The organism is Nocardia sp. bgisy134 (genome assembly GCF_057708325.1).
The window spans coordinates 34,122-55,679 of sequence record NZ_JBYIRW010000027.1 but is presented as its reverse complement, the minus strand read 5'-3'; the positions used below and the strand labels follow the sequence as shown (position 1 = coordinate 55,679).

At 69.9% G+C, this 21,558-nt stretch carries 21 protein-coding genes; 18 read left to right on the top strand and 3 right to left on the bottom strand.

What is annotated here, in order from left to right; genetic code table 11:
- Nucleotides 1-10: 10 nt before the first annotated feature.
- From AC3ERS_RS33450 to AC3ERS_RS33380, 15 genes are all read left to right on the top strand, one after another.
- Complete coding sequence (locus AC3ERS_RS33450; protein ID WP_431972156.1) at nucleotides 11-892, top strand: MinD/ParA family ATP-binding protein; 882 nt, start codon at nucleotides 11-13, stop codon at nucleotides 890-892.
- Nucleotides 889-1,533: a hypothetical protein gene (locus AC3ERS_RS33445; RefSeq protein ID WP_431972155.1), complete on the top strand. Its 645-nt coding sequence runs from the start codon at nucleotides 889-891 to the stop codon at nucleotides 1,531-1,533. The genes AC3ERS_RS33450 and AC3ERS_RS33445 overlap by 4 nt, the downstream gene beginning before the upstream one ends.
- 40 nt (nucleotides 1,534-1,573) lie before the next feature.
- The gene (locus AC3ERS_RS33440) at nucleotides 1,574-1,870 is read left to right on the top strand and encodes a hypothetical protein (RefSeq protein ID WP_431972154.1); all 297 of its coding nucleotides are present in this window, start codon (nucleotides 1,574-1,576) and stop codon (nucleotides 1,868-1,870) included.
- 7 nt (nucleotides 1,871-1,877) lie between these two features.
- On the top strand, nucleotides 1,878-2,150 hold the full coding sequence (locus AC3ERS_RS33435) for a hypothetical protein (RefSeq protein ID WP_068067780.1): 273 nt from the start codon (nucleotides 1,878-1,880) through the stop codon (nucleotides 2,148-2,150).
- Between the two features lie 31 nt (nucleotides 2,151-2,181).
- Nucleotides 2,182-2,844, top strand: coding sequence for a DUF8175 domain-containg protein (locus AC3ERS_RS33430; protein ID WP_431972153.1), 663 nt, complete (start codon nucleotides 2,182-2,184; stop codon nucleotides 2,842-2,844).
- Nucleotides 2,841-3,653 carry a DUF8175 domain-containg protein gene (locus AC3ERS_RS33425; RefSeq protein WP_431972152.1) on the top strand — a complete coding sequence of 271 codons (813 nt, stop codon included), beginning with the start codon at nucleotides 2,841-2,843 and terminating at the stop codon, nucleotides 3,651-3,653. Before AC3ERS_RS33430 ends, AC3ERS_RS33425 begins: the two co-directional genes overlap by 4 nt.
- On the top strand, nucleotides 3,647-4,498 hold the full coding sequence (locus AC3ERS_RS33420) for a DUF8175 domain-containg protein (RefSeq protein WP_431972151.1): 852 nt from the start codon (nucleotides 3,647-3,649) through the stop codon (nucleotides 4,496-4,498). Before AC3ERS_RS33425 ends, AC3ERS_RS33420 begins: the two co-directional genes overlap by 7 nt.
- Nucleotides 4,492-5,973, top strand: a complete 1,482-nt coding sequence (locus tag AC3ERS_RS33415; RefSeq protein WP_431972150.1) for a hypothetical protein — start codon at nucleotides 4,492-4,494, stop codon at nucleotides 5,971-5,973. Before AC3ERS_RS33420 ends, AC3ERS_RS33415 begins: the two co-directional genes overlap by 7 nt.
- Nucleotides 5,970-7,460 carry an SCO6880 family protein gene (locus AC3ERS_RS33410; RefSeq protein WP_431972149.1) on the top strand — a complete coding sequence of 497 codons (1,491 nt, stop codon included), beginning with the start codon at nucleotides 5,970-5,972 and terminating at the stop codon, nucleotides 7,458-7,460. Before AC3ERS_RS33415 ends, AC3ERS_RS33410 begins: the two co-directional genes overlap by 4 nt.
- Nucleotides 7,461-7,467: 7 nt before the next feature.
- Nucleotides 7,468-9,792: a hypothetical protein gene (locus AC3ERS_RS33405; protein ID WP_431972148.1), complete on the top strand. Its 2,325-nt coding sequence runs from the start codon at nucleotides 7,468-7,470 to the stop codon at nucleotides 9,790-9,792.
- Between the two features lie 118 nt (nucleotides 9,793-9,910).
- Entirely contained in the window at nucleotides 9,911-10,180 is a 270-nt protein-coding gene (locus tag AC3ERS_RS33400) for a transposase (protein ID WP_488186249.1), read from the top strand.
- A gap of 61 nt (nucleotides 10,181-10,241) precedes the next feature.
- A complete protein-coding gene (locus tag AC3ERS_RS33395; RefSeq protein ID WP_431972146.1) occupies nucleotides 10,242-11,912 on the top strand; it encodes a peptidoglycan DD-metalloendopeptidase family protein in 1,671 nt (556 codons plus the stop codon).
- A 101-nt stretch (nucleotides 11,913-12,013) separates the two neighbouring features.
- Nucleotides 12,014-12,541: a hypothetical protein gene (locus AC3ERS_RS33390; protein WP_431972145.1), complete on the top strand. Its 528-nt coding sequence runs from the start codon at nucleotides 12,014-12,016 to the stop codon at nucleotides 12,539-12,541.
- Nucleotides 12,542-12,581: 40 nt separating this feature from the next.
- Nucleotides 12,582-14,423: a type IV secretory system conjugative DNA transfer family protein gene (locus AC3ERS_RS33385; protein WP_431972144.1), complete on the top strand. Its 1,842-nt coding sequence runs from the start codon at nucleotides 12,582-12,584 to the stop codon at nucleotides 14,421-14,423.
- A 295-nt stretch (nucleotides 14,424-14,718) separates the two neighbouring features.
- Complete coding sequence (locus tag AC3ERS_RS33380) at nucleotides 14,719-15,102, top strand: DUF4913 domain-containing protein (protein ID WP_245668691.1); 384 nt, start codon at nucleotides 14,719-14,721, stop codon at nucleotides 15,100-15,102.
- Between the two features lie 62 nt (nucleotides 15,103-15,164).
- Here AC3ERS_RS33380 and AC3ERS_RS33375 read toward each other — a convergent pair whose 3' ends face one another.
- Both AC3ERS_RS33375 and AC3ERS_RS33370 read right to left on the bottom strand, forming a co-directional pair.
- On the bottom strand, nucleotides 15,165-15,719 hold the full coding sequence (locus AC3ERS_RS33375) for a hypothetical protein (RefSeq protein WP_431972143.1): 555 nt from the start codon (nucleotides 15,717-15,719) through the stop codon (nucleotides 15,165-15,167).
- 411 nt (nucleotides 15,720-16,130) lie between these two features.
- Nucleotides 16,131-16,997 carry a peptidylprolyl isomerase gene (locus AC3ERS_RS33370; protein WP_431972142.1) on the bottom strand — a complete coding sequence of 289 codons (867 nt, stop codon included), beginning with the start codon at nucleotides 16,995-16,997 and terminating at the stop codon, nucleotides 16,131-16,133.
- A 139-nt stretch (nucleotides 16,998-17,136) separates the two neighbouring features.
- On the opposite strand from AC3ERS_RS33370, the gene hisS reads away from it, so the two are divergent.
- From hisS to AC3ERS_RS33355, 3 genes are all read left to right on the top strand, one after another.
- Nucleotides 17,137-18,417 (top strand): histidine--tRNA ligase, encoded by a 1,281-nt coding sequence (gene hisS, locus AC3ERS_RS33365; RefSeq protein WP_431972141.1) that lies wholly within the window; start codon nucleotides 17,137-17,139, stop codon nucleotides 18,415-18,417.
- Nucleotides 18,418-18,539: 122 nt separating this feature from the next.
- On the top strand, nucleotides 18,540-19,187 hold the full coding sequence (locus tag AC3ERS_RS33360; protein WP_431972140.1) for a hypothetical protein: 648 nt from the start codon (nucleotides 18,540-18,542) through the stop codon (nucleotides 19,185-19,187).
- A 162-nt stretch (nucleotides 19,188-19,349) separates the two neighbouring features.
- Nucleotides 19,350-20,357, top strand: a complete 1,008-nt coding sequence (locus tag AC3ERS_RS33355; RefSeq protein WP_431972139.1) for a malate dehydrogenase — start codon at nucleotides 19,350-19,352, stop codon at nucleotides 20,355-20,357.
- A gap of 39 nt (nucleotides 20,358-20,396) precedes the next feature.
- Here the strand turns inward: AC3ERS_RS33355 and AC3ERS_RS33350 are convergent, their stop codons facing one another.
- Nucleotides 20,397-21,548 (bottom strand): FIST signal transduction protein, encoded by a 1,152-nt coding sequence (locus AC3ERS_RS33350; protein WP_431972138.1) that lies wholly within the window; start codon nucleotides 21,546-21,548, stop codon nucleotides 20,397-20,399.
- Nucleotides 21,549-21,558 lie beyond the last annotated feature (10 nt).

Sequence of the window (21,558 nt, the reverse complement as noted above, 5' to 3'; positions counted from 1 at the left end):
GCTGAGAACGATGGGAGAGGACTGGAGCCGCTGGCTCGACGAGGCGCCCGAGGAGGGCGCCACGCAGGGTCGTCAGGCGCGTGCGAAGGCTCCGGTGGTGCGGTTGCGGCGCGGCAAGCGGGGTGACGGCGAGGAGGACACCGGCTCCACACAGCGGCCGATTCTGGTGGTCGGCGGGTGCGGTGGCGCGGGAACCACCACGACCGCACTGGGCATCGCGGGCGAATTGGGTTCGGCCGGAACGTCGACCGTCGCGGTGGACGCCACCGCAGCGGGCAGCGATCTCGCGCTGCGCGGCGCCGACGAACACCTGCACCCGATCAGTCTGCAATCGTGGCTGTACGGGCGCGGTGACGACGAACCGGCCCCGCTGAAGGAATGTCTGTCCCGTGCCACCTCCGGCATCGGCCTGCTGTGGCGCGACGACGCCCCGCTGCGCCGCCGTGCGACCTATCTGACGGTCGCCCGCGCGGTGGAGGACGCGGGCTTCACCGCGGTCTACGACGGGGGCAGCGCGATCGCAGGACGCCAGCTGCGTCCACTGCTGGACGACGCGGATGTCGCTCTGGTGCTTGCCATTCCGGCGCGCCCGGACGCCGCGAACCGGCTGCGCGTCGCCCTGGAATGGCTCGACGACCAGTTCGGCGATTCGGCCGAGGGACAGGGCGACGGCATCGTCGGCGACACCACCATCGTGGTCTCGCACCAGCAGCCCGGCGGCGATTCGCGGGTTGCCGACCATTTGCGTGAACACCTGGCCGGTTGGGTTCGCGACATCAGGGAGATTCCCTACGACCCGCACCTCGCCCGCGGCGAACTCGTCCGGCACAGCGCGCTGGCCGCCGAGACGCGGCGTGCGTACGGGGTGCTGTTGTCGGGGGTGGCATCATGACCGCCGCCATGAAACTTCGCCGGAAACTCGATCCGCAGCCCGCTGGCGTCGTCGCGCCGCCCGAGTCCCGTCGCGCCCCGGTCTGGGACCGTCCGGTACCCGGTGTCGGACGCGCGCCGCTGGTCTGGCTGCTGGGTGTGCACGGCGGAGCCGGAGCCACTACCCTCGCGCATGTGCTTGCGCCGGCGGCGGATTCGAGCCGCCGCTGGCCCGGCGTCTTCGAGCGTGAATCCCCCTTTGTCGTGTTGGTGGCCAGAGAGACGATCGCCGGGTTGACCCGCGCGCACGATCTGCTGCGCCAGCACCACTTCGGCTTCGGCGGCCCTTCCGAGGTGCTCGGCCTGATCACCGTGGCCGCGCGCCCGGGCAGGATGCCCGCCGAGATCCGGCGCTACCGCGACGTGGTCGGCTCGCTGGCCGGTCCGCTGTGGCAGGTGCCGTGGTACGAGGAGTGGACCCTGGTCGAGCCGGAGCAGTTGCCGGTGTGGACGCCGGGCGATCCGATGCCGGAGAAGAAACGCAAGATCGATCCGCTGGCCGAGGTCCCGCTCGAGGTGCGCGAGCTGGGCGTCGACATCGTCTCCGTGGTGCGTGAGAAGCTTGACAGCACTGCGGGTTTCGACGAGGGGGAGGAATCGTGACGGAGACCGGCGCGCGCAGCAATTTCGAGAAAGGCATCCGATGAGCATGTTCCTCCTCGCCGTGCAGGACACGTACGGCACCGTGCTGGCCCAGGTGGGCAATCCGACGCCGGAGGCGCCGCCGGGATCGGAGAAGATCTTGCAGATGGTGCGCTACCTGACCTGGTTCGTGCTGCTGTCCGGTGTCTGCGGAATCATCTACGCCGGTGGCAGATTCGCCTGGGAGAAGTGGACCGGCGGTGGGCTCGAGTCTCCGAAGATGGTGGCGGGCGCGATGATCGGCGGCGTGGTCGCCACCAGTGCGGGCACCATCATGAACGCCGTCATCGGGACCTAGGACGAGCATGTCCACCGCGCGTATGTCGGCGGAGCTGCTCGCCTACAAGCAGATGCCCTCCGAGGTGCTCGAACCGCTGATGCAGCTGCTGAACTGGCTGCTCTGGTTCGTGCTGCTGGTGTGCCTGGCCTGGATGATCCTGTCCGCGGGGAGGCTGTGGATCGCCTTCCGCAGCGATCTGGCCGTCAACGACGCCACCCACGGCGTGGTGATGAGCCTGATCGGCGCGACGGTCGCCAGTACGGCCTCGGGGATCGCGTTGGCGTTCCTGCCGACGTGAGCCGCGGGACCCTGATGGAGACGGTTCGGACATGAACTGCACAGCGACGCGGTCGCATTCGGTGGCGCACTCGCAGCACGGCGCGGGGCGTCGGGGTCGCGCGGCCGGAATGGTCGGCGCGGTGTTGCTGGCGGCGGCCGTCGGCTGCGGCGGCGCGGACGAAGCCGCGGGCCCGGATCTCGCCGCGCGGCCGAGTGGGTTGCGATGGGAGCCCTATCAGGGCGTGGCGCTGCCGCGCACCGACCAGGGACCCGCGTCCGTCGCCGACGGCGCCGCAACGGGTTTCGAGCAATCGCCGCCCGGCGCCGCGGTCGCGGCCATCACCCACACCGTGCGCCTTTCGGTGGCCGCCGACAACCAGTGGTCGAAGGTGATCGCCGCCGAGGTGGTGCCGGGAGTCGCTCGGGACGAGTGGGCGGTGAGCCGGGTGCAGTTGTCCATCACCGGTCCCGCCGATCCCGAGTACGCCCCGCGCCTGCTCGGGTACAAGATCACCGACTACACCGAGCAGCGCAGCGCCGTCGATGTGTACACCGAGTACTCGGACGGCTCGAAAGCCGTGAACCACACCGTCGTCGAGTGGTTCGCCGAAGACTGGAGATTACGACTGCCCGAGCCCGAATCGACCGCACGCCCTGTCGAGGCGATCGACGTATTACCCACCGACATCGTGACATTGGAGGCGCAGAAGTGAGCGAGCGGGATTCTTACGCGCGCGATCGCGTCTCCTTCGGCGCGATCGCGTCCGCGGCGCTGCTTGCGCTCATCGTGATCGTCGGCACCGTGGTGTATCTCACGCGCGACGACGAGGCCACCGGCAGCAACGAGGCCGAGTTCGCCGCGACGACCGGAGAGGGTTTCGCGAGCCCGGAGGTCGACCTGTTCGGCAGGCGCGTGGATATTCCGAACAACCCTGCGGGGCAACCGCTTCCGCAGGATCCGACGCACCAGCGCAAGCCGTCCGACCCGGACTGGCTGACCGCATCGCCCGAGGGCACCGTCGCCCCGCGCGGCTGGCAGCGGGTGTACGGCGCGTCCGTGCCGTTCTCCACCTCCGACGGGCCGACCCGCATCGAGGACGGGCTCGCCGTCGGCTACGCGCACACCCCGCAGGGCGCGGCGCTGGCGGCCGCGCAGATCACCTACCGGATCAACGCCCGCCCCGCCGACCGTGACCTCTACGTGCGGCAGGTGCGCGTCTCGGCACAGCAGATCGCCGCCTACGACCGAGCGCTCGACGAGAACCGGCTGCCGAAACAGCAGCCGGAGAAGGTGACTCGCTACTTCGTCGCCCCCGACGCGTTCAAGGTGGAGAACTATGCCGACGACCTGGCTATCGTCCGGTTCGCCTCGCGCGGGCCCGTCGTCGACGGCAAGCAGCTGTGGGCGGCGCTGCGCCTGGTCATGGTGTGGGACGCGGGCGACTGGCGGCTCAAGCCCGCGACCAGCAACGGCGCGCAGACCGAGTACATCGAATCGCTCGAGGGGTGGACGAAATGGTGACCGGCGGCCCGGGATCCGTCCGTGAGCGCCCGCCGCTCGCGCTGCTCGGCGTCGGCGCGGGGCTGGCGGTGGCGATCGCCGTCGGCGTGACGGTGACGGCGACCAGGGACGGCGGCACGGCCGCCGACTCGACGGTGACGGGCTCCGCCTCTCAGCACGCCCCCGGCGCCGGTGCGGCAGGCCTCGTCGGCTTCGCGGGACGGGAGACCGACCTCTTCGGCAGGCCGGTGGACATCCCAGCGAACCCGGCGGGCGTTGCACTGGAACAGGTTGCGAGCCTGCCGACGCGGCCCGGCCAGCCGGACTGGCTCACCGCCGCTCCCGCGCCCGCCGAGGGTGAAGGCATCTGGCAGAAGCTGTTCGGCGGTCCGGTCGTGCGCTTCTCCGGCTCGGACGGCCCGGCGCGCATCGAGGGCAACGCCGCCGTCGGTTTCGCGCACACCCCGCGGGGCGCGGCACTGGCGGCCGAACAGATCTACTGGCGCACCAACGCCAATCCGCGCGATCGGGACCTGCTGCTGCGGCTGGTCGAAGTGACTCCGCACTACCTGGCGGAGTACGACCGGCTGGTCGCGAGCGGCAAGGTCTCCGAGCGGATTCCGGAGAAGCTCAGACCCCTGCTGTTCGCGTCGGACGCGTTCCGGATCGAAAGCTACGCAGACGATTCCGCGATCGTCCAGTTCGCGAGAAAGGCCCGGGAAACAATTGATGGCCAACCAACATGGGTGGGCATGCGCCTTGCGATCGTCTGGCGCGACGGCGATTGGAAGCTCAGACCGGTGACCGGCGAGCAGCAAGTCCAGATCGAGTCCCTGCGGAGCATCGAGGGGTGGACACGATGGTGAAAAAACTAGTGACGATCCTCGCGGTCATCTTCACCGTGATGATCGCGACGCCGACGGTGGCCTACGGCCAGACCTACGGCTTCGACGAGACCTGTAACGAGATCCACGACACCCTCGACGGTGTCGGCCTGCCCGGCATCTCGCTCGGCGACGCCGCGTCCGCGGTGTGCAAGGCGGGCAACGCCGCCTCGCATCCCGGCGACGCCGCGACGGCCGTCAAGGACAAGGCGTGGGACTCCACCTTCGGCAAGGTGGTCGATTCGCTCATGAACGGCCTCGGTGAGGCCATCATCCTGGCGCTCACGTTCTGGATGAAGGTGCCGAACGAAGCCGCGAGCGACAACGGGTCACTGTTCACCAGAATCAACGACTACACCTATCAGATCCAGATATTGCTGCTCATCGCCTCGGTCATCCTGTCGGGCGCGAGACTGGCCGAAGCCAGGCGCGGCGCGGCGGTCAGCGAGGCGGCCGAATCGTTCCGCATGTTCGCCAGGGTGGTGTTCAGCTCCTGGATGCTCGGCGCCATCATCGTGGCGGGCACCCAGGCCTCGGATCGCTTCGCCGAGTGGATCATCAACGACTCGACCAACGGCAATGCCAAGGACCTGGCCGAGTTGATGGTGAAAACCAGTAAGCTGCAAGCCTTCTCACCGGGTCTGGTGCTGATCATCGCGATCGTCGGCCTGCTCGGCGCGCTCGCGCAGATCGTGTTCGCCATCGTCAGGCAAGGTCTGCTGATCATCGCGGCAGGCGTGCTGCCGCTGGCGGCCGCCGCGTCGGGCATGAACATCGGCAAGTCGTCGTATCAGAAGCTGATCGGCTGGATCATCGCCTTCATGCTGTTCAAACCGGTGGCGGCGATCGTCTACATGATCGCGTTCACCACCGCGGGCCACGTCGACGGGCTCACCTCGACCGGCGGTCTGCCGGAAGGTGAAGAGGCACAGCGCATGCTGGTCGCGATCGTGCTGCTGTGCAGCGTGGCGTTCGTGCTGCCCGCGCTCATGCGCCTGGTCACCCCGGCCGTCGCGATCGTCGGCTCCGGCGGCTCGGGTCTGGCCTGGACCGGCGGCGCCGTGGTCGGCGCGCTGGCGCTGGGCGCGATGGGCACCAAGGCGGTCGGCGTCAAGGCCGCGGCGTCCCCCGGCTCGGCGGGCTACGTCAGCGGCAGCGGATCGGGACCGCGCCCGCCGGGCGGCGCGGGCGGCGGACGCGGCGGCGGCGCTCCACGTCCGACGCCCCCGCGCGGCGGCGGAGGCGGCGGCGGAGCGGCGGGACAACCACCGCGCGCCTCCGGACCGCAGGGCTCGGCCGGAGTACCGTCCGGGGCAGCGCGGGCGGCAGGCCGTATCGGCGCGGCGAGAGCCGCGGCGGGCAGTATGCGCAACGCCGACGATTCCATGGGTGATGTCGCAGGCGATCGTTGGGCGAACCGCTCGCCCGACCTCGGGAGGAGCACCATTCCGCGATGACGATGACCGAACCCTACGAGCGCCGTTCCTACGGCCTGTGGCAGAAGCCGCGCAGCGCAGGTCTTTTCGGCCTGCGCTGGGAAGAGACCGTGATCGGCTTCGTGGTCGTGATCACGGCGCTGATCTGCGCGATGGTCGGCGGCTTCCAATGGGGTCTCATCGTCGGCGGCGCCGGCGTGGCGGTGATGGTTCCACTGGTGTGGCGGACGGGGGGCCGCTCCGGCTATGAGACGGGATTGATGATGTTCAACTGGATGCGCTCGCGGAACAACGGCGAACACGTGTACCGGGGCGGACGGTTCTCCCGCATCCCCGGCGGCGTCACCCGGCTGCCGGGCCTGCTGGCGCCCTCGAAGCTGTACGAGGGCATCGACGCGGGCGGCTACAGCTTCGGCATGATCCACCTCCCGCAGTTCGCGCAGTACACCGTGGTGCTGCGGGCCTGGCCGCAGGGCCACGAGGCGGTGGACCAGCCGGTCATCGATCGGTGGGTCTCGGCGTGGGGCACCTTCTTGGCCTCGGTGGGTCAGACCAGCGACATCGTGGCCGTGGTTCCGGTGATCGACACCGTCCCGGAGACCGGAAACCGTTTGCTCACCGAGGTTTCCACCATCACCCGCCCCGAAGCGCCGGAACTGGCCCAGCAAGTGATGTACGAGCTGGCCACCGAGCTGCCGCAGGAGCGGGTGCAGCTGCTGCCGCGCGTCGCCATCACGTTCAAGGCCACCACCGCGGAGCGCCGCAAGAACCCGGCCGAGGAGGCCGTCGAGATCGGTCGGCGGCTGCCCGGCATCTGCGCGGCGCTGGCCGAGGCGGGCGTGCGCGCCCAGCCGATGTCGGCCGACGAGGTGATCGCCTTCATCCGGCGCAGCTACGACCCGGCCTCGCAGGCCGATCTCGAGGTCGCCGCCTCCGAACCCGAAGGGCACGGGCTGGATTGGGCCGACGCGGGACCGGTCTCGTACGACGAGAAGTGGGACCATTTCATGCACGACGGCGGCCGCTCGGTGACCTGGGAGATGGACGCCGCCCCCGAGGGCGCGGTGGACGAGCGGGTGCTGCAGCGCCTGCTCGCGCCCAATCCCGAAGTGCCGCGCAAGCGTATCGCCATCGTGTACCGGCCGCACTCGGCCGCCGACGCCGCCGAGATCGTCGACGACGACTTCAAGAACGCGCTGGTGGCCCAGCAGAGCGAACGCGGCGTCGTCTCGGCCGCCGCGACCCTGCGGGTGGGCGCCACCCAGCAGGCCCGTGAGGAACAGGCAAGGGGTCACGGTGTGACCCGCTTCGGGGCGCTGGTGACCATCACCGAGCCACTGCGCGGCGATCTGCCGCGCATCGAAGCCATTACGCGCGACCTGTCCACCCAGGCGCGCTTGAAGATCCGGCGGTGCTACCGCTACCAGGCGGCGGCCTTCGCGGCGTCGCTCGGGTGCGGGGTGATCCTGCCGGAGCACGCGACGATTCCGAAGGCATTGGCGGGGTGAGCGATCCATGGCAGGTGACCACGAGCCACCCGTACGGGAGCGAGACGAGGCGGCGCGGCGCGTGAGGCGCGAGGACGTCGAACGCGAGGAATGGGGTCGTCCGGCGGGCGAGGGCAGGACGCATCGCCCGCCCGCCGAGGGCGCGCGTCCCCGTGGCGGGCAGCGCGGCGGCGTCGAGGAGATGCCCGAGCGCGGGCGGCGTCCGGTCCGGGATTCGGGGCGGGCGAGCGGCGACGAGCGGACCATGCACGGGGAGTTGTCCGATCGGGAGCGGAGGGCGTCCCGGGACGCGGCCGAGCGGCGCGGGCGTCCCGGTCGCGCCGACGGTGTCCGTGCCGATCGGGCACACGCCGACCGGCCGCCGGTCGACCGGGCGCGCGCCGAACAGGCACGGGCCGAGCGAGCCGCCGCCGAACGCGGCCGCGGCAACGGCGCACGGCCGCAGCGGCCCGCCGAACGTCCGATGCGCGGCGACCGGCCGGTCCGCTCCGACAACGGCCGCGGCGGGCGCGTCCCGCCGCGCCCCGCGAAGATCGACTACACCGCGGACCGCGCCATGGGCGCCCCGCGCATGGACAAGGCCGCCCAGCGCGCGAAGGCCAAGGCGGACAGGCGCAAACAGTCCGGCCCGCCGCTGCTCGACGACTCGACGCGGGCGCGGCTGGAGGCGATCAGCCGGGAGGGCTCCGGCCTGCGCGCGGCGTGGGCGACCTTCCGCATCCGTACCGACGACATCCGCCGCCGTAACTACGCCGCGCGCGCCGAGCAGACCATCGAGGACGGATTCGACCGCAGCACAGCCCAACTCACCGACCGCGGCTACGCGGGACCTGGCGGCGGCCGGATGAACGTGGTGGGTCGTCCCGTCGAATACCGCGCGACGACGGCCCAGGTGGCCGGCCTGTGGCCGTGGTCGGTCGGGGCGGGCGCGCCGCTGATCGGCACGCCGCTCGGCTCGCACCTGCACACCGGCGCACCGGTCTGCTTCGACCCGATGAACTGGTTCATGCGTGGCAGCTTCATCACCGCGCCGAGCCTGTTCGTGCTCGGCCTCAACGGTTTCGGCAAGTCCTCGCTGGTGCGCCGGATCGTGCTCGGCGGCATCGCGCAGGGCATCACGCCGCTGGTGCTGGCCGATGTGAAGCCCGACTACCGCAAGCTGGTGGAACTGGTCGGCGGCCAGGTCATCGACCTCGGCTACGGCCACGGCAAGCTGAACCCCTTGGCGGCAGGCGTGCTCGGTTCGGTGGTTCCACAGCTGGAGGAGTTCCCCGCGCTGCAAGTCCAAGTGCTGCAGGACATGCGGGCCAGGCAGGTCACGCTGATCGCGGGTCTGGTCGAGCTGGTGCGTGGCGCGCGGGTGCGCGACTACGAGGAGACGCTCATCTCGACCGCGCTGCGCATCCTCTTCCAGCCGGGCAGCGGCTACACCCCGGACCAGCCGCCGATCATGGAGAACCTACTGGAGGTGATCCAGGCGGGCGGCGAGGAACTCCAGCTCGACGCGGGCGCCGACGATCCCGCCGAATACCAGGTCGCGATCAAGGGCCTGCGCCGTTCGCTGCGCGCGCTCACGCAGGGCCCGTTCGGCGCGGTCTTCAACGGCCAGACCTCGGTGCCGATCGACACCGAGGCGGTCGCCGTCTGCATCGATGTCTCGCACATCCCTACCGGCGACAAGAAGTTGAAAGCCGCTGTGATGCTTGCCTGCTGGGCCGACGGCTTCGCCTCGGTGGAGGCCGCGCACGTGCTGGCCGACGCGGGCCTCGGCCCGCAGCGGTACTTCCAGGTGGTGATGGACGAGCTGTGGCAGGTGCTCGGGCTCGGCGACTTCATGGTCGACCGCGTCGACGAGCTGACCCGTCTGCAGCGCGGCCTGGCCACCGCGCTGATCATGATCAGCCACACCATCAAGGACCTGCAGGCGCTCGGCTCCGAAGCCGCGATCGCCAAGGCGCTCGGCTTCCTGGAACGCGCGCGCGCCAAGATCTTCGGTGCGCTGCCCGCCGAGGAGGTCAAGCGGCTCGACAGCACGGTTCCGTTCACCTCCGCCGAGGAGGACATGGTGACCGGATGGTCGGCGCCGCAAGCGCTCACCGGCGAGGCGCTGAAACCGGGGCAGCAGCGTCCGTCCCCGCCGGGCACGGGTAAATTCCTGCTGAAGATCGGTGAGGACCGGCGTCCCGGTATTCCATTCCACATGGAATTCACGTTGTCGGAGAAGGAAAGCGGGATCCACGACACGAACCAGCGGTTCAGTGAATTCACCGGCGGCCCGGACAACGAATCCACCGCGCGCGGTGGTGAATCCCCGAACGGGAGCGCGGCATGAGATACCGTCCAGGACGCGGAGCAACAAGGATCGGCCGAGCGCCTGGACGGGCGGTGTTGTTCGGCGGAAGGAGTGCCGCATGATGCCGCATCGTGCGTATCGCAGAGTGTCGCCGGAAGTGCGCAAGGCCGCCGTCGAGCAGGTCGTCGCGCTGACCGGCAGACTACGCAGTGAATCCGAGGCGTGCCGGGTGGTCGCCGAACAGATAGGCGTGCATACCAATTCGGTGCGCAATTGGGTGCGCGCCGCGGAAGGCTCCGGCCTGGAACGCATGGACGCGATCGCGCTGCGCCGCAAAGTGGCGCTGCTGCAACAACAATTGGCGGCCGCCGCCGAAATGAACCGCACCCTAGCCGACACACTCAACGAAGCCAGACGCCACACGTGACGATTTCCCCCGAGCCGCATTCGACCATCGGCGCCCCGCCGCCGCCCCGTGTGAGGGCGTGGTGAGCGCCCGCGGCGTCTTGTGGACCGCTCTCGGCGCGGTGGTCGGACTGATCGCCCTGGTACTCGTCGTGGTCCTGCCCGCCGTCGAGGATCCGTGCGAGGACGCCACGGTGCTCGGTCCTTCGCAGACCGCGCTGCCGCCGCTCGGCGGCTACGCCCCTGGCGACCGGCCCGCTGCCGCGGCCTCGGGCGAACCCACTGCCTCCCAGGCGAATCCGAGCGTCACGGGCACCCCCTCGCTGGCCGCGGGCATCGGGCCCATCCGCCGCACCCTGCCGATGGCGGTCGGCACCTTCACGATCTCGGACGTCTTCGGCTCACGCAACGGCGGGCACCGAGGCGTCGACATGGCGGCGAGCGACGGCACCCCGATCTTCTCGGTGGCCGACGGCCGGGTGGTGGCGGCCGGACCGGCCTCGGGCTTCGGCAATTGGATCGTCGTCGACTCGGTCGACGTCAACGGCCGGTCGTATTCGGCTGTCTACGGGCACATGTGGGACCACGGCGTGCTGGTGCGGGTGGGGGAGACGGTGCGCGCGGGCCAGCAGATCGGCGCCGTCGGTTCGGCGGGCGAATCCAGCGGCCCGCACCTGCATCTCGAGATCGTCCCCGGCGGGCGCTTCACCGGCGGCCGTCAGATCGATCCGCTGCCCTGGCTGGACGGCGCGCCGACCCCGGATCTCGGTGGGGCGCAGTGGTACTCGTCCGATCCGCGTTGTCAGCGCGGTTTCGGCAGCGCGGGCGGCGCGCTGGCCGCGGGCAAGGTGCCGCCGGAACTCGAGATCTGGTACCGCCGCGCGGGTTCGCTGTGCCCGCAGATCACCTCGTCCCTGCTGGCCGCGCAGGGCAGGCAGGAGTCCGGATTCCGCAGGGGCGCCACGTCGCCCGCGGGCGCGCAGGGCCTGGCGCAGTTCCTTCCGGGCACCGCGGCCGCCACCAATCCCGACGACGGCAGGCCATACGTCATCGACGCCGACGGCAACGGTGTGGCGAGCGTGTGGGACGACGGCGACGCGATCATCGGGCAGGGCCGCTACATGTGCGCCATCGCCCGCAAGGTCACCCAGTGGGTGTCCGAGGGGCGCGTCCAAGGGGATGTCACCGCGCTGACGCTGGCCGCCTACAACGCGGGCGAGGGCGCGGTGCTCGCCTCCGGCGGCATGCCGAATCAGTATGCGGCGCACTACTCCGAGACCCGGCCGTACGTGGCCAACATCCTCGCGATGGAACCGCAATATCGCGCCCCGGGCTCGACGGGTCGCTTCAGCCCGCAGGAGGGCAGCGGCGGCGCACAGATCCTGGAGGCCGCGCACGACTGGCTCGGCACCCCGTACATCTGGGGCGGCGGCGGGCCGCAGGGCCCCAGCGGCGGCGGCATGGACGGCCCCGGCCTGACCGCGGCCGCGGTGTTCGCGGCCTCCTCGGGAGCGGTGACGTTGCCGCGCACGGCCGAACAGCAGTGGGAGGCAGGCTTCGAGGTGCCGATGAGCAAGGCGCAGCCGGGCGACCTGGTGTTCAGTTCCTTCGGCCCGCGCGGGCCCGCGGAGGTGGGAATCTATGCCGGTGATGGACGCATGATCCAGTCCGTGCCCGGTTCGGACACGCGGTCGGGCGGCGGCGTCAGCGAGGTCGCGGTGCCCGGCGACGCACGGCTGCGGAGGGTACTGTGAGCGAACACGCGCAGGCGCGAGTTCTGATCGGACCACCACCGTGTCGGTCCGGGCGGTTAGCCTTGAAAGACAGAGCAACTGCACGCGCGAAACTGGTGGTGATGCTGGTGATGAGCGTGGCGATGACGATCGCGGCCTGCGGGCGCGACGATACCGGCGAATCGGGTTCCGGTGCGCCGCAGCCCGCCACGTCGACCACCAGGCTGCTCGAACAGGTCCCCGCCCCCGATCCGGTGACGCCGGACGGCGTCGCGGTGACGGCGCTGCGGGAGATCTACACCTGGCGACCCGCGGGCGAGGGACCGGGCGACTCCCTGGTCCGGGCCCGGAAGTGGCTCGGCCCCAGCCTGATCCGGATGCTGGAAGGCTCGCCGTCGATCACCGAGACACCCAAGCCCTCATTGCAGTGGGCGGACTGGGCCAAGGCGAACGCCACCGTCGAGGCGTTCACCTTCGCCTCGGGCGACCGGCCGCCACCCGGTCCGGATCCGGACGTCGCACAATTCAAGATCGGCATCGAACAGACCGTCGTCTACCCGAACGGGCGCAAGGAACCGCTGCCGCCCGCGACGGTGATCGCCACCGTGGTGCGCACGCCCGACGGCTGGCGGCTCGACGCGTTCCGCTGACCGCACGCTTTCCACCGCACGGCGATTCGAGGAGGCAGACATGGCAAAAAAGAAGAAGGTGACGGATCCGGCGATACCCGGACCCGATCTCGGCCTGATATCGGTCTACGCCGGTGCCGTGGTGATCGGAACGCTCTTGGTGGCTCTGCATCTCGGCAATCAGATGGCGGCCGAGCCGCAGGATCTGCCGGTGAATCCGATCGAGATCGTCGCCGGGATAGCGCGCGGAAAGTACACCTGGCCGACCGGCGCCACGGTGATCCTGCTGCTCGTGGTGCTGTGCGCCGTCGCCTACCTGGTGGTGCGCCAGCAGACGACCAAGCGCAAGTCCAAAGGCGCGCTGCCGGTGGACGAGAAGGCCCAGCACATGGGATCGGGCGGCGCGATCCGCGCGCTCACCGAGGCAGGCGTGCGGGAGAAGGCCGAACAGCTCGGGATGAACCTCGGCTACGACGACGCGCCGGGCGTGCCGATCGGCGTCGGCGTCGCCGACGGCGCCATGCTGTACGGCTCCTACGAGGATCTGCACCTGGACATCTGGGGTCCGCGCCAGGGCAAGTCGACCTCACGGGTGATCCCGGCGATCCTGTCCGCGATCGGCCCGGTGCTCTCCACCTCGAACAAGCGCGACGTCGTCGACGCGACCCGCGACGTGCGAGAGTCCAAGGGCAGCCCCACGTTCGTGTTCGATCCGCAGGGCGTGGCCGACGAGAGCCCGAGCTGGTACTGGAATCCGCTGGATTGGGTCGACGCCGGGCACGAGGGCTGCGAGATGCGCGCGCAGCGGCTGGCCGGGCACTTCGCCGACGCCGACAACGGCACCGAGTCCAAGTCCGACGAGTTCTTCGACCCCGAGGCCGAGGATCTGCTCGCCGCGCTGTTCCTCGCCGCGGCGGTCGGCCAGCGGCCGATCGTGCAGGTCTGGGACTGGGTCACCAACCCGGTCGACACCGAGCCGATCGAGCTGCTGCGCAACGCTCGCCACCACTACATGGCATCGGGCCTCGCGATGCAGTACAACGCCGACCCCCGCACCCGAAGCGGCATCTTCGGCACCGCCAAGAAGATGGTGCGCTGCCTGCAGCTGTCGAACGTGCACGACTGGATCCTGCCCGGCGCCGACCCGGGCAGCGGCCAGCCACGCAGGCAGTTCGACGAACTCGAGTTCATCGAGCGCAACGGCACGCTGTACTGCCTGTCGCTCGAGGGCCGCGGCTCGGCCGCACCGCTGGTGAGTGCGCTGACCGAGGCCGTCATCGACGTGGCCATGCGCAAGGCGTCCCGTTCGCGCGGCGGCCGCCTGCCCATCCCGCTGCTCGCCGTCCTCGACGAGGCAGCCAACGTGGTGCGCTGGAAGGATCTGCCCAAGCAGTACAGCCACTTCGGTTCGCGCGGCATCGTCGTGATGACGGTGCTGCAGTCCTGGGCCCAAGGCGCGCGCTGCTGGGGCGACGCGGGCATGCTCGCGCTGTGGTCGGCGGCCAACATCAAGGTACTCGGCAGCGGCGTGGATGACATGAACTTCCTGCGCGACCGCTCCGAGGCGATCGGCGATTACGATTCGATCTCGGGTTCGGTCTCGGAATCCAAAGGCAGCAAGAGTTATTCGCGATCGCTGGGTTCGTCGAGGACGTTCAACGTCAACGCGCTCGCCACGCTGCCGCGCGGCCGCGCGATCGTGTTCACCTCGGGTCAGCCCGCGGTGCTGATCCGCACGGTCCCCTGGTGGGAGGGCGAGTACGCTTCGGACGTGAAGAAGTCGATCGCGCAGCACGATCCGCAACGCAAGACCCAGATCACCGACCTGATCGGCTCGCCCTCGCTGACCAAGGTCACTCCGCCACCCGAGTCCGGGCAAGTCGAGGAGGTTCGGCCTCTGTGAGCGAGCGAACCATGAGCACAGTACCGCTCGGCGCGACGGAGCCGAGCGCCAGCGAGGTGGAGGCGTGAGTGAGCGGAGCGAGCGAACCATGAGCACAGTACCGCTCGGCACGACGGAGCCGAGCGCCAGCGAGGTGGAGGCGTGAGTGAGCGGAGCGAGCGAACCATGAGCACAGCACCGCTCGGCACGACGGAGCCGAGCGCCAGCGAGGTGGAGGCGTGAGTGAGCGGAGCGAGCGAACCATGAGCACAGCACCGCTCGGCACGACGGAGCCGAGCGCCAGCGAGGTGGAGTCGTGACCGAACAGCAGCAGCAGATGATCTACACCAATGTCGTCGAATTCGTCGAGAACTACTTGAGTCTGGTGTATCGGCGGCAGGTGACCGACATCAGTGAGACGGTGTGGTGCCCCGAGTGGTGGAAGCACGCCGAGGCGGTCGCGCGACTCGACGCGCTGTGGCGTGCCTGGGAGCACTACCGGCTGGAACCGAGCACCGGGCTGAGCATCTGGTTCCTCGACCACGCCGATCCGCACATGACCAAGCTGTTCGACCCGCGCGGGCCGTTCAAGTACTGCAGTGTGCGCAACGGGCACAAGGACATGCTGAGCCCGCTGCCGTTGAAGTCTCCCGCGCAGGGGATGTTCGGCGATCCGACGGTCGGCGATTTCCGGGTGTAGCGGACATCAGAACGCCCGCTGAATTCAGCGGGCGCTCTTGGTGTTTCAGGTTTTCCGCGCGGTCACTGCCTGGCGCGTTCGAGGCCGCGGGCCTCGGGCTCCCTGCCGCGGGACGCGACGGAGCGGTTCTCTTCGAGGCGGGCTCGGACGGCCTCTTCCGGCGGCTGCCCCTGGCCTACTTCGATGAGCATGCGGACCGCCGCCAATTCCGGTGCGACGCCGATCCGCGAGAGATGGGCCGCGATCGCCATCCGCCGTTCGGCCGAATCGTACCGAACGACCGGTTGTTTCGCGGCGGACGCGGTGGCCGCCATGCGGGTGGCTTCGGCTTGCGCGGAGAAACGATCCTTCTCCAGTGAAATGCCTTTGGCCGGAGCCGCTTTCTCCACCATGCGCGCGAGCTCGAGGTTGCGCGGATCCTTGGCCTTGGAGTCGCGAGCCTCCCGAATCTGGAGCTCGCGAGCCTCTTTCATGCGGGCCTCGGTGATCTTGGCGCGCGCCTCGGCTTCCTTCTGACCACGCTCACGGGTGCGCAGTGCGACCAGGGTCGCCAGCTGCAACATACTCTTTATCATGGCCGCGGTTTCCCGGCCGATGTCGTCCAGTTCCTCGGACATGGCTGCTCCCCGATGCTGCAGTGATCACTATGGATGATTGTGGTGCTTCGTCACGGACACCGCCACGCGAACTGTAGTTCGTCGGCCGGCGCCCCGCCTGCAAACGTGCACACCAGGAGGTCTCGTTTCGTCGCGTTCCCTCGTGGCTGGGGATCGCCCGTTAGGGATGGCTACGCTACGCGAACTCCATGTTTCGAGATTACCCGAGAAACGCGTGGCACAACCGTACGGACGTGCCGGTAACAGCATATATCGCACAATTACGACACGCACCGAGAAGCGCCGGACGATCTTCGGCACATGCGCTGCGGCGTCGGATATTTAGGCTCGCCTACCCTGAGTTGCCGTAGTCCATAGACTTCGGGCCCGGTCGCCGATCGCGGCGCCGGGCCCGAAGAAGTTGCCGGGGATTCAGTCCAGGCGAACCGACTGGATGGTCACCGGCGAGGTCGGCTTGCCGTCGCCGGGGCCGTTGGAATTGTCCTGTCCGGCCTGCGCGATCTTGTCCAGGGTGGCCATGCTGTTCTCGTCCACCGTGCCGAAAATGGTGTACTGCGGCGGCAGTTGCGAGTCGCCGTAGACGACGAAGAACTGGCTGCCGTTGGTGCCCGGGCCTGCGTTGGCCATGGCGAGCGTGCCGCGCTTGTAGTCGATCGGCATCTGCGAGGCGGGGTCGCCCTGCGCGTACTGATCGGTCGGGTACTCGTTGTCGAATTCGTAACCGGGACCGCCCATTCCGGTGGCGGTCGGGTCACCGCACTGGAGCACCTTCAGCGTCTCGTCCGCGGTCATGCGGTGGCAGTCGGTGCCGTCGAAGTAGCCCTGGCTGGCCAGGCTCACGAAGCTGTTGACGGTGCAGGGCGATTCGGCGTTGTTCAGCGTCAGGCCGATCGGACCCTGGTTGGTGTCCACGCTCATGCTGACCTGGGCGTCGCCGCCGGTGGTCGGAATGCCGTCGGTCTTGGACGGCTTCTGCACCGGCTTGTCCGCGGGCTTGGCCCCGTCCCGGTAGGTGCAGTTGACCAGCTCGGGCTTCGCCTTCGCGGCGGGCGGCGCGGCGGAGAGCGACGCGTCCTTGGTCTCCGAGGCTGTGTTCTGGTTGTCCTCGCCCTTGGTCAGGAAGTAGACGCCGGTCACAGCCGCGATCGCGACGACCACACCGAGCACGGATCCCGCGATGGTCAGTTGCTTGCGTCGGCGCGCGCGTTCGGCCCGGTTGGCCAATTGGCGCTCGAGCTTGCGTTTGGCCGCTGCTCGTCGCTGTTCGTTGCTCGGCACTACCACGTTCCTCCCGTGTCGGCTTGCTTCCGAGGTAAGAGTGTGCCATCTCTTCCTGAGACCGCCCCGCAGTTCCTCGGACGGGTCGAAGGCTAACCGGTTGGACTTGACGGCCGGTAGTGGTGGAAACTGGACCATCGTGACCAAGACCAGCAGCTTCTCCGCCCCGAGGGGGGTACCGGACTACGTGCCACCCGGCTCCGCCGAGTTCGTCGCCGTGCGCGACGGCCTCGTCCATGCGGCCCGACTGGCCGGGTACGGGCACATCGAGCTGCCGGTGTTCGAGCAGACCCTGCTGTTCGCGCGCGGCGTCGGCGAGTCCACCGACGTGGTCAGCAAGGAGATGTGGACCTTCGCCGACCGCAACGGCGAGAGCTTCACCCTGCGCCCCGAGGGCACGGCGGGCGTGATGCGCGCCGTCATCCAGCACGGCCTGGACAAGAGCGGCCAGCTGCCGCTGAAGCTGTGCTACGCGGGGCCGTTCTTCCGCTACGAGCGCCCGCAGGCCGGTCGCTACCGGCAGTTGCAGCAGGTCGGCGTCGAGGCCATCGGCGTGGACGATCCGGCGCTGGACGCCGAGGTCATCGCCATCGCCGACGCGGGCTACCGCAGCCTCGGGCTGGACGGTTTCCGGCTGGAGATCACCTCGCTCGGCGACGAGACCTGCCGTCCGCAGTATCGGGAGCTGTTGCAGGACTTCCTGTTCGGCCTGCCGCTGGACGAGGAGACCAAGCGCAGGGCGCAGATCAATCCGCTGCGCGTGCTCGACGACAAGCGTCCCGAGGTGCGTGAGCTGACCGCCGAAGCCCCGCTGATGATCGACCACCTCTCCGAGTCCGCGAAGACGCACTTCGAGCAGGTGCTCGGTCACCTCGACGCGCTCGGGGTGCCGTACGTGCTGAACCCGCGGATGGTGCGCGGTCTGGACTACTACACCAAGACCACCTTCGAGTTCGTGCACGACCAGCTGGGCGCGCAGTCCGGCATCGGCGGCGGTGGCCGCTACGACGGCCTGATGGCCGAGCTGGGCGGTCAGCCGCTGTCCGGTATCGGGTTCGGTCTCGGTGTCGACCGCACCGTGCTCGCGCTGCAGGCCGAGGGCAAGACGGCCGCCGTGCCGTCCCGCTGCGACGTGTTCGGGGTGCCGCTGGGCGACGCGGCCAAGCAGCGCCTCGTCGTGCTGGCGGCGCAGCTGCGCGGCGCGGGCATCCGCGTCGACCTCGCCTACGGCGGGCGCGGCGTGAAGGGCGCGATGAAAGCGGCCGACCGCTCGGGCGCGAAGTTCACCGTGGTGCTCGGCGACCGCGACCTGGCCGAGAACAGCATCGCCGTGAAGGACATGGCGACCGGCGACCAGCGGCACGTGCCGCTCAGCGAGGTCGTCGGCGTCCTGCGTGAGGCGCTGATCGCCGGGCGCTGACCCACCGGCGGGGTGGGGTGCGGGGCGACATTCCGTGCCCACCCGACGCCGCGCCCCTCGGGGTCGCGCGCGGTACCGTGACTGCGCACCGCCGCTGCGGTGACCCTGCGGAGAGGTGGAGAGTGGACGCGAATCCTGGTCAGCCGGAATCGGTTCCGCCGGTCGGACTCGATCTCGTCGCCCCCGAGATGTACGCGCCGATGCTGCGGCGGCTGGCGCTGGCGGCGGCCGGCGTCGGGATCGGCGCGGCGCTGCTCTCGGCGACCGTCGTCGATTGGCCGATCGCGATCGCCATCGGTCTCGTCGTCGGGCTGCCCACCGTCGGCTACGCCGTGGCGCTGCGGCGGCGCCGCATGTGGGTGACGGGTACCACGATCCACGCCCGCCGGGTATTCGGCGAACGCAGGCTCGAGGTCGCGGCGGCCACCGGCGTGGAGATCCTGGTCTTCCCGGCGCGGCTGAGCCGCATCGTGCTGCGCGTCACCGCAGGCCCGGACGTCCAGCTCATCCCGCTCGCCATGTACACCGACGTGGGCAGCGGGCGTGAGCTGCACCTGCTCGGGCTGCGCAAGCTCGCCGACGCCCTCGCGGCGAGCCACCTGGCCGCGGCGGTCGCGGTCTCGGCGCTCTTGGTGCACCAGCTCCGCGCGGAGGCCCGCGACGCGGGCTTGGAGGAACGCCCCCTCTATCGCGCCGTCCAGCTGGCCCGCGCCAAGGACTACGTTTCCCCTGTCGTCCTCACCGACCGCGAAGTCGCCGAACTCGGCTGACCCGCGTTCCCACACCTCCCGCACACGCCCCACACAGGCCTCGTCTGTGTGGGGCGTACATGCGGCGTGTGGGGACGTGAGGCGTTGCTCACGGGTGGGTTCGGGCCGTGGTGAGCCTGAGTAGGGTTGGGCCTGAGTGTCCGTCCAACGCAAGGAGTTCCCGTGAGCACCGCCGCTCGGAACGCGCCCGTGACCGTTGCCGTGACCGGTGGAGCCGGGCAGATCGCCTACGGCCTGCTGTTCCGTATCGCGTCCGGCGCGATGCTCGGACCGGAGACGCCGGTGCGGCTGCGGCTGCTCGAGATTCCCGCCGCGGTCGCCTCGCTGGAAGGCGTGGCGATGGAGCTCGAGGACGGCGCGTTCCCGCTGCTGGAGTCCATCGACATCAGCGACGATCCGTGGGTCGGTTTCGACGGCGCCAACGTCGCGCTGCTGGTCGGCGCGCGCCCGCGCACGGCGGGCATGGAGCGGTCCGATCTGCTCGCCGCCAACGGCCCGATCTTCACCGAACAGGGCCAGGCCATCAACGCCAGCGCCGCCGACGACGTGAAGGTGCTCGTGGTGGGCAACCCGGCCAACACCAACGCCTTCATCGCCATGAGCAACGCCCCCGACGTGCCCGCCGAGCGCTTCACCGCGATGACCCGCCTCGACCACAACCGCGCCATCGCCCAGCTGGCCAAGAAGACCGGCGCGCCCGCCGCCGACATCGCCCGCGTCACGATCTGGGGCAACCACTCGGCCACCCAGTACCCCGATATCACGCACGCCACCGTCGCGGGCCGCCCCGCCCTCGACCTCGTCGACGACGCCTGGCTGCGCGAGAACTTCGTCCCCACCGTGCAGCAGCGCGGCACCGCGATCATCCAGGCCCGCGGCGCGTCCTCGGCCGCCAGCGCGGCCAGCGCCGCCATCGATCACATCCACGACTGGGTGCTCGGCACCCCCGCGGGCGACTGGACCTCCATGGCGGTCCCGTCCGACGGCTCCTACGGTGTCCCGGAGGGGCTCATCAGCTCGTTCCCGGTCACCTGCGCCGACGGCGCCTACACGATCGTCCCCGACCTCGCCCTGGACGACTTCTCCCGCACCCGCGTCACCGCGAGCGTCGGCGAACTCGAACAGGAACGTGACGCCGTCGTCGACCTGGGCTTCGCCAAGCGAGTCTGAGCAGAATCGTCTGACGGCTCCGGGTGCGGACGCCGACGCTCATTCGCCGAACAGCGCCAGCGATGCGGTGAATCCGTGCAGCGCGTTGCGGCCCGCGATGGGGCCGATCTCGCCCGCGGCGAAGAAGCCCGCGAGCGGGATGTCGCCGAGCACGTCGCTGATGGCGGCGGTGTCGTGATCCGCGATCTTGAACATCCGCCTACCGCGTCCGTTGCAGGTGAACAGCAGCGCCCCCGCGGGGCGGCCGGGGAGCTCCGCGCGCGCCTGTGCGAGTGCGGCGCGCAGATCTTTGTCGGCCTCGATCGCATCGCGGACCTGGAACTGCACGGTCGTGCCGATCTCGACTTCTTCGCCGATTTCGATCGCGCCGCTCGCCGGATCGGCGCCGAGCAGCCCGCGGATCAGGAAATCACCCTGTCCAGGGGTGGCCAGGTGCTCGTCGACGACGATGCCGATCTGCACGCCGTGCGCCACCAACTCCTGCTGATCGGGTGGCAGCGCTTCGACGATCTCGCGCAACCGATCGATCGGCGACCGCCCGCCGAGCTCGGTGATCAACGCGCCACGCGCGGCGGTGACGATGTACGGCTGTCCGATCGGGCGGCAGCCTTGCGACACGACCGGCACACTGCGCAGTCCGGGGAGCCGCACGCCGACCGCGCCCGAGGCCAGTACCTCGTGGTCGCGGAACAGCCGGCTCTCGCCGGGCCCCGCGGCGCCGCTCGCCAGCCCGCCCATCACGATGATGCCTGGCAGGTCGGTGTTCAGGTGCTCGAGCAGCGCTTCGGTCGGGAACGTGTACGGGTCGGTCAGCAACAGATGGAAGTCGTGCTCGGCCCGGTCGAAGCGGTGACCGGCGAGCAGCCCGCCGGAGGCCGTGCGGACGAAGTCCAAGTGGAACGTCTCGGCGGGTGCACCGGTGGCCAGCCACACCGCCGTCGCGGGTTCGTCCTCGAGTTCGCGCCGTCCGGCCACGACCGCGTTCGCCACGCATCCGACGAGCGCGGGCACCCGGACCGACCGATGGACACCCTCCAGCACGGCCGGAGCCGCATCCGAGTGTGCTCGCGATGCGAGGAGCACCGCGATCGAGGGTGACGCACCCGCGAGCTGATCGCGCGCATGCAGGGCCGCTTCCGCGCCGGCGTCCCGCGCGTCAGGCGCGGTGGAGAGTCCGACCGCGATCCGCACACATCCATCG